Here is a 6,310-nt window from a genome sequence, read left to right as displayed (position 1 = left end):
GGTTCGGCCGGGTTGGGTCGGGAGTTGACCTGCAGCCGGGCGGATTTCCGGGATCGCGAGGCGTTGTGGTCGGCGGCGTGGTGCGTGGTGGAGATGGCCGCGAACCTGCCGTTGTTCGAGGGTGCTGCGGAGAGTTCGGCGGATTCGTTGGTGCGGGAGCGGGTGGCCGGGTGCGTTGAGGTCGATGCGGGTGCTTTGACGTTCACGCTGGTCAGTGGCCGGAAGGTGACCGTGGTGTTGGCGGATGAGCAGGTGGCGGATTTGTCGCGGGCGTTGCAGGTGGCCGGTCGGGTGGGTGCGTGACCGGCCACCTGCTGGTGCTCAGAACTGGACGGTGCGGCCTTCGGTGGAGGCGTGTTCGGCTGTGTAGGTGACGCCGTGGACCTTGAGTCCTTGGGGGTCCAGGACGGTGATCTGGCCGCCGTCGTTGCCGAGTTGGAAGCCGTCGGTGGCGGGGATCTGCAGGGTTTGTCCGGCGGCGATGTCGGGCACCGGCAGGGGCATGGTGTTCTTCTGGGCGTCGGCGAGGGTCCAGCCGGCCAGGGAGATGGTGTGGTCGGAGGTGTTGAGCAGGGTGATGGTTTCGTTCTCCCTGCCGCCTCCGACGGGGTTGACCATGGCGGCCACGACGCGGATCGAGGCTGCTTCGGTGTCTTCGGGGGCGGGCAGGGCGTGGCCGGTCTCGTCGTCGGTGTGCCAGGCCTGGGTTTGGAAGGCGAGGAAGACCGCGACCCAGCGGTTCTCGCTTGCGAAGTGCAGGAGGAGTCCGCCGTCCTGCCAGACGCCGTCGTCTTCTTGGTACTGCTGGCTGTTGCCCTGGTTCATGTGGATGTTGTGGACGCCGTTGCCGGGCTGGAAGCCGAAGATCTTGTCGGGGGTGTCTTCGGGTCCCCAGGGTTCGCCGTAGAGGTAGGCGGTGGCGGTGGGGTCTTGCTGGGCGCGGCGGACGTAGTGGTCGAGGAAGTCGGCGAGGTCGTTGTTGGGGCCTTCGGCGTCGGGTGGGACGGGGCGCATCTGCTCGCGGGTGACGACGTTGGCGCGCAGGTAGTCGAGTGCGGCGCCGCCGGGTTGGGAGGCGAGCTTGTTCCAGCCTGAGCCTGCGGGTGGGAGTGCGGCGGTGAGCGGGTGCTGGAAGTTGTCGGCGGCGAAGTAGAGCAGGTCTGAGGGCTGTTGGCTGGATTCGACGTTGACCGCGGCGCGGTAGTGGCGGTCTTCGTTGTCGACGAGGTGGATTTGGTAGTGCGGGGTGTCGCCGGTTTCGCGGCGGACGTCGATGACGCGTGCGGTGAGCACGCCGTAGGAGTTCAGCGGCATGGTGGTCTCCCCCGTTGAGCTGGTCGGCGATGTGCGGTGATCACCTTGGTCTGGCCGTTGGAAGCAGGGCAATAGTCTGATCGGCTGATTGACGGTGGTTCGCGTGGGGTTCACCGGCTGTTCAGGGGGTTGAGGTCGGCGGGCCGGGTGGGTCGTGGTGGTGGATCACGTGCGTTGACTTCCAGTTATGTCGAGGTTTTAGCGTGGTTTCGGCGATGACGGAGGGAGTTTCAGGTGAGTGGCACGTGGGGTCTGGGCCGGGTCGGTTTGGCGTTGGACGTCGACGGGGGTGATGAGTACCTGCGGCAGGCGGTGGAAGCCGAGGAGCTCGGCTACGGCGCTCTGTGGGTGCTGGGTGGGCAGTTGAGCACCCTGGATCCGCTCGCCGGGTTGGTGCGCGCGACGCGGGAGGTCGCGGTGGCGCCGGGGATCATTCCGCTGGACCGGTTCGGTGCGGACGAGGTGGTCGAGCTGTTCGGGCGGGTGGAGGCCGAGGCGCCGGGGAGGTTGTTCGCCGGTTTCGGCGGGTTGCAGGCTCGTCCTGTCTCTGCGACCCGGGAGGTCTTGGACGGGCTGGACGGTCGGATTCCCGCGTCGCGGCGGCTGCTGGCCGCGTTGGGTCCGCGCAAGCTGGATCTGGCCCGCGACAGTGCGGCGGGTGCGATCACCATGCTGGTCACGTCGGAGTACACCGCTCAGGCGCGTGCGCGTCTGGGGCCGGAGGCCGTTCTGGTCGTCTGCCAGTTGGTGGCGCTGGATGAGGACCGGTCCCGGGCGCGCGAGGTGTTGCGGGGTCCGCTGGGCTTTCTGGTCGGCTCGGAGGTGACCGGCTACGCGGCGAACATGCGTCGCATGGGATTCGGTGAGGCCGACCTCGCGGTGCTCGGCGATCGTCTTGTCGATGCCGTGGCCGGCGCTGGTGGTGCCGGGGTCATCAGCGCGGGCGTGCGGGCGCATCTCGAGGCTGGGGCCGATCACGTCGTGCTGTGCGCGCAGTCAGGTGATGGCCTGCCGGGGCCGATCGAGCTCGGGCGCGCTCTGGCCGGTGAGCTGCTCTAGCCGGGGGCGGTCACGTTCGTCTTCGCCCGCGCGTCATGGGGGGAGGACGAACGTGGAAGGAGTGGGCTGATGGGTGTGGCGTACGTGGTCGTGGTGGTGGTGACCGTCGCGGCCACCGCGTTGAGCGCGGTGGTGGATTTCTCCGGGCACCGGTACGTGGTGGTGCACGTGCGGGCCGGGACGGTGAGCACGATGGGTCCCGCGGTGGCCTTCCTCGGGTTGGCGTGCGGGTCGTTGTGGTTGAGCGCGGTGGTGTGAGCGGTTCAGCTCTGCGGGAGGGGTTGGCCGGTTTCCAGGAGGGTTTTGAGGCTGGACAGCAGGGCGGGCCAGCCTTGGCTGATCATCTGCCGCAGGGTGGAGTCGGTGGTGAAGCCGGTGTGGGTGACGGTGAGCTGCACCGTGCCGGTGGTGGCGGGTTCGATGTCGAAGGTGACCGTGCTGCGGGGTTCGGCGGCCAGGCGGGCGCGCAGGTCTTCGTCGATGCCGGCGCCGGTGGCCCAGTCGGGGGTGAAGGTGTGCCAGGTGTAGGCCAGGCGGCGGGGCGGGTCGGCTTCCAGGACGATCTGGTCGGGGTCGGTGATGGTGGCGGTGGCCTGCTCCCAGGTGATCTGCGATCCGGGTTGCCAGTCGCTGCGCAGGCTCACTCCCCAGTACTGGCGGGTGAATTCGGGGCTGGTGAGCGCCTGCCACAGCTTCTCGGGGGTGGTGGCGATGTGGGTCTGGTAGACGAAGTCGGTGTCGGGCACGGGGTTCTCCAGGGTGTGCTTGAGGGCGTGCAGGGCGTGGGTGTGGTGTTGGTGGTAGCGGCTGATCCAGCGGTCGGTGATCGCGGCGATGGGTGCGGTGTTGAGGTGGTGGAGCTTTTCCCGGCCGCGGCGGGTGGTGGTGATCAGTGCGGCGTCTTCGAGGATCGTGAGGTGCTTGCTGACCGATTGGCGGGTCATGTCGAGTTCGCCGCAGAGTTCGCGCAGCGTTTGGCCGTTGGTGCGTTGGAGGCTGTCGAGCAGTTGGCGTCGGCTCGGGTCGGCCAGGGCGCGGAAGACCTCGTCCATTCCTCTCCCCTGTTGTTCGTGCGGCACCACCCAATATAGGCAGCCGTTTGGTTGCATTTCAAGTCGAAGAGCGGGCCCCGGGGTCGCCCGGGGCCCGGCTTCGAGGGTGGACGGGTCAGTCCACGGCCATCTCCCCCAGCAGGGACCAGTCGTCCTGGTCCAGGGAGGTGTTGATGACCCGCGGGGTCTCGGCCAGGTGCTGCGGCAGCGTCTGCTGGGCGTGCTTGAAGTGCTCGCTCTGCACGTGCGCGGCACCGGCCTCACCGTCGCGGAAGGCCTCCACGAGCACGTACTCGTTGGGGTCCTCGAGGCTGCGCGACCAGTCGAACCACAGGCAGCCCGGCTCGTTGCGGGTGGCGTTGGTGAACCCCGCGGAGATCTGCGGCCACTGGTCGGCGTGCTCCGGCTTGACCCGGAACTTGGCGGTAATGAAGATCATGCTTCGCTCCCCTGATGGCGCTGCGGCGCGATGTCGGACGACGACCATCCTATGTGGCCGATCACCAGGGCACGGACGGGCCGGCCCGTTCAGGCGAGCGTGGCGGCGTAGCGGGCGCGCAGCGCCTCGGTGCGCTCGGCCGGCCACGGGCAGCGGACGTCGCCGTGCAGGGCGGCGAACACCAGCTCCAGGTGGGTCTGCCACGCGGCCAGCAGGATCGCGCGGTCCTGCGGTGCGGTGAGGGTGTGGGTGAGCACCAGGCGGGTACCGATCGGGTGCTGCTCGCGCAGGTCGAAGCGCACCTGGCCACCGGCGGCCCAGCCGTAGGCCAGCGCCTTCGGCGCCTCGGCTTCGGTGACGGTGGTGGCCCGCCCGTAGCCGTGGGTGGCCGGCAGCGGCGGCTCACCACCGGGTTCGGGCGTCTCGCCGCCGGTGAGCAGCTCCCACACCTGCTGCGGGGACTGCACCAGGTCGCGTTCGAAGCGGATCGTCCAGCCGGTCTCGGTGGTCAGCGCCTGGCCTTCGGCGAGTCCGAACAGCTCGATGAGCTCCTCGGCGCGGGCGAACCAGACCTGCATGTCGAAGTCGCTGGTGGTGCCGTCGAGCCCGGACTGCAGGGCGTCCAGGCAGATCAGCCAGCCGGCGCCGTGGCGGGCCGCCGAGGGGCGGTCGCCGTCGGGTCCGGCCAGGGTGTGGGTGAACACCAGCAGGCAGCCCCGCTCGTGCGGCAGCAGTTCGCAGCGGATGACGTCGCTGTTCCAGCGGAAGGCGAACACCTTCGGTTCGTCGGCCTCCAGGACCTCGCCGGTCTCGGGCGCCTCGGCGCCGTCGAAGTCGAAGCGCATCGGCGTGCCCGGGGCCGTGCCGGTGAACTCCACGCGCGCCGGGAACCACACCGAGAGCTCGCCCGGGTCGGTCACCGCCTTCCACACCCTGGCCGGCGGGTGGTCCAGGACGCGCTGCAGCCGCAGCACCGGATGGCCGTTGATCGTCGTCAGCTCGGGTCTCATGCCGGGTCCTCATCCGTGGTCTCGAGGTGCCGTTGCAGGACGTCGAGGCGCTGGGACCACATCCGCCGGTAGGGCCGCAGCCAGGAGTCGATCTCGGCCAGCGGCTCCGGGCACAGCCGGTACCAGCGGCGCTGGGCGTCCTGGCGGACCTCCACCAGCCCGGCCTCGCGCAGCACCTTGAGGTGCTTGGACACCGTGGGCTGGCTCAGCGGCAGCTGCTCGACCAGATCGCCGACCGCGCGTTCCCCCTCGCGCAGCAGGTCGAGGATGTCGCGGCGGCGGGGCTCGGCCAGCACCTCGAACGCAGTTACCACACCGCGAATATAGCCCGAACGGAATATGCTGTCGAGTCAGCGCGACTCGGCCTCGACGACCGCCCGCGCGGCGGCCACCAGCTCGGCGTTGTCGGTGGCGATCTGCCCGTCGGGCAGCACCAGCGTGTCCTCCAGGCCGATGCGCGCGGCGAAACCCCGGCGCGCCGCCAGCCGCAGCACCGGCCACGCCCCGGCGGCCTCGCCGTGCAGCAGGATCGGCGCCGACGCCGGGTGCAGCCGCGCCAGCAGCGCCTCCGCAGTGGTCGCCGCGCCCCCGGCGCTGCGGTCGGTGACCTCGGCCAGCACCCGCAGCACCCGTCCGCGGTGCGGCGAGAGCCGGAAGTGGTGATCGGCATCGGTGCCCGAGAAGATCCCGGCCTCCACCCCCACCCCGCGTTCCAGCAGCGCACCGGCCACCTCGTCGGCGCCCGGCTCGTGCCAGTTGACCGAGGCGTGATCGGGCAGCAGCGTCCACGCCCTGATCGCCCGCACCCGCGACGCGGTGTCCGGCGCCGTCCACGCCCCCGTCGTCACGCCCACCGGCACTCCCGGCGCCGCGGCCCGCACCGCGCGCAACGCCGCGGCCACCGCGTGCGGATCGAGGCTGTCGGTGCCATCGGCGGACTTGGGGTGCAGGTGCACGTCGGTGGCCCCGGCGGCCACCGCGTCGGCGGCGGCCTTGGCCAGCTCCTCCGGCCGCACCGGCAGGTGGAAGTGCTCACGCGGAGACCGGGCGCCGTTCAGGCAAACCTGCAGCATTCACCGATTGTCGCCCCACCCGGCGCACCTGCGGAAGTTGATGAACTCGTTTCGTGATCAACACGCGTCCCCGCCGGGGCCCGCGGGGCGGGTATTAGCGTGGGAAGGGTGTTGAGCGACCGCATCGCGCGCGGCGTGGCCGCCGGGCAGATCACCGAGACCTACTTCCGCTGGCCCAGCCCGCAGGCCCGCCCCGGCGCCCGCGTGCCCACCCGCAGCGGGCTCATCGAGATCACCGGCCTCACCCAGGTCGACCCCGAGACGCTCACCGACGCCGACGCCGCCCGCGCCGGCTTCACCACCGCCGCGGGCCTGCGCGCCTCCCTGTCCCGGCACCGGGGCAGCACCTACCGGCTGCAGCTG

General features: G+C 70.5%; 8 protein-coding genes and 2 pseudogenes. 4 read left to right on the top strand and 6 right to left on the bottom strand.

The window, feature by feature from the left end; all coding sequences use genetic code 11:
* Positions 1 to 303: pseudogene (locus tag E1202_RS31650) on the top strand (hypothetical protein); the annotation flags it as partial.
* 18 nt (positions 304 to 321) lie between these two features.
* Here E1202_RS31650 and E1202_RS30830 read toward each other — a convergent pair.
* On the bottom strand, positions 322 to 1,314 hold the full coding sequence (locus E1202_RS30830) for a DUF2278 family protein (RefSeq protein ID WP_132686832.1): 993 nt from the start codon (positions 1,312 to 1,314) through the stop codon (positions 322 to 324).
* A 234-nt stretch (positions 1,315 to 1,548) separates the two neighbouring features.
* On the opposite strand from E1202_RS30830, the gene E1202_RS30825 reads away from it, so the two are divergent.
* Together E1202_RS30825 and E1202_RS30820 are read left to right on the top strand one after the other, a co-directional pair.
* Positions 1,549 to 2,373 carry a TIGR03620 family F420-dependent LLM class oxidoreductase gene (locus tag E1202_RS30825; protein ID WP_132686831.1) on the top strand — a complete coding sequence of 275 codons (825 nt, stop codon included), beginning with the start codon at positions 1,549 to 1,551 and terminating at the stop codon, positions 2,371 to 2,373.
* 69 nt (positions 2,374 to 2,442) lie between these two features.
* Positions 2,443 to 2,631: a hypothetical protein gene (locus E1202_RS30820; protein ID WP_132686830.1), complete on the top strand. Its 189-nt coding sequence runs from the start codon at positions 2,443 to 2,445 to the stop codon at positions 2,629 to 2,631.
* Between the two features lie 5 nt (positions 2,632 to 2,636).
* Here E1202_RS30820 and E1202_RS30815 read toward each other — a convergent pair whose 3' ends face one another.
* The 5 genes from E1202_RS30815 to E1202_RS30795 form a co-directional block, all read right to left on the bottom strand.
* On the bottom strand, positions 2,637 to 3,425 hold the full coding sequence (locus E1202_RS30815; protein WP_132686829.1) for an ArsR/SmtB family transcription factor: 789 nt from the start codon (positions 3,423 to 3,425) through the stop codon (positions 2,637 to 2,639).
* Between the two features lie 115 nt (positions 3,426 to 3,540).
* A complete protein-coding gene (locus E1202_RS30810) occupies positions 3,541 to 3,864 on the bottom strand; it encodes a putative quinol monooxygenase (protein WP_132686828.1) in 324 nt (107 codons plus the stop codon).
* Positions 3,865 to 3,953: 89 nt separating this feature from the next.
* Positions 3,954 to 4,874: an SRPBCC family protein gene (locus E1202_RS30805; RefSeq protein WP_132686827.1), complete on the bottom strand. Its 921-nt coding sequence runs from the start codon at positions 4,872 to 4,874 to the stop codon at positions 3,954 to 3,956.
* A complete protein-coding gene (locus E1202_RS30800; protein ID WP_132686826.1) occupies positions 4,871 to 5,188 on the bottom strand; it encodes an ArsR/SmtB family transcription factor in 318 nt (105 codons plus the stop codon). The genes E1202_RS30805 and E1202_RS30800 overlap by 4 nt, the downstream gene beginning before the upstream one ends.
* A gap of 36 nt (positions 5,189 to 5,224) precedes the next feature.
* Positions 5,225 to 5,947 carry a 3-keto-5-aminohexanoate cleavage protein gene (locus tag E1202_RS30795; protein ID WP_132686825.1) on the bottom strand — a complete coding sequence of 241 codons (723 nt, stop codon included), beginning with the start codon at positions 5,945 to 5,947 and terminating at the stop codon, positions 5,225 to 5,227.
* 108 nt (positions 5,948 to 6,055) lie between these two features.
* Here E1202_RS30795 and E1202_RS30790 point away from each other — a divergent pair.
* Positions 6,056 to 6,310, top strand: a pseudogene (locus E1202_RS30790) (hypothetical protein); the annotation flags it as partial.

This window comes from Saccharopolyspora karakumensis, assembly GCF_004349225.1.
In the GTDB taxonomy this organism is placed as follows: Bacteria; Actinomycetota; Actinomycetes; order Mycobacteriales; family Pseudonocardiaceae; genus Saccharopolyspora; species Saccharopolyspora endophytica.
Note: the sequence above shows the minus strand (reverse complement) of the source record. Positions and strands in the feature narration are given on the sequence as shown.